Here is a 785-nt window from a genome sequence, read left to right as displayed (position 1 = left end):
CTTCAATACCGAGCGTGAACCGCTTGCGTGGATTGGAAAAGCGGTGACCGGCAACACGCAGGATTTCACGCCGAAGGTCGGAGCACCGCGCGCGGTACAGGCGTGGAAGGCGACGATCGAGCAAGCGGCCAAGAATGCCGGTATCGGTCCGACCGACCTTCAGTACGTCGTTCACGATGCGGGGCACGGGGGCGACGCAGCGTCGGCACGTTTGGGGGCGCTTTCGCAGTCGTTGACGGAGACACTGCCTGAATACGACCACATGAAGCAGACGTTCAATACGGCGGCGTTGCTCGGCGATATGGGGACGGGTGGTGCACTGACCGATGTCGTGTTGGCGATTGGTCGTATCAACCACTTCGGTGGCAATGCGCTTGTTGCCGGTACAACGGATTCGCAGCATCCGGTCGCCGTTGTTGTGCGACCGCCGTCGAAACTTACCGCAATCGACCCGAACAAGGACTGGTTCCGGGCTCGTGGAGAGAACAATGCCTATCTTCCGTGGTGGGGGCGTCGTCACGATACCGACTACGGGATGCAGGGCTATTCGTGGTGATCCAATTCGCGAGAAGGACGTATGCGCGGAATCATTCGAGTTGGTGACGTACACAGTCACGGCGGAGTCGTACAGACGGGTGCGCCCAACAGTAAGGTCATGGGTCGCGCCGTGGGGCGTATCGGGGACCACTGTGTCTGTCCGATGCACGGAGACGTTGTGATTGTCGAGGGCGACCCGGAGATGAAGGTTGAGGGATCTGACGCGGCTTTTCACGGTCACAAAACTT

The 785-nt window shown here is 59.9% G+C and carries 1 protein-coding gene and 1 pseudogene; both read left to right on the top strand.

Annotated elements, in window-relative coordinates; all coding sequences use genetic code 11:
- Positions 1-556, top strand: a pseudogene (locus GQ56_RS0138790) (virulence factor); the annotation flags it as partial.
- 21 nt (positions 557-577) lie between these two features.
- On the top strand, positions 578-785 hold a 208-nt coding region (locus GQ56_RS0138785; RefSeq protein WP_031403741.1), incomplete at its 3' end, for a PAAR domain-containing protein.

Origin of the sequence: Burkholderia paludis, assembly GCF_000732615.1 — a bacterium.
In the GTDB taxonomy this organism is placed as follows: domain Bacteria; phylum Pseudomonadota; class Gammaproteobacteria; order Burkholderiales; family Burkholderiaceae; genus Burkholderia; species Burkholderia paludis.
The sequence above is the reverse complement of the archived record's forward strand: the minus strand, read 5'-3'. Positions and strand labels throughout refer to the sequence as shown.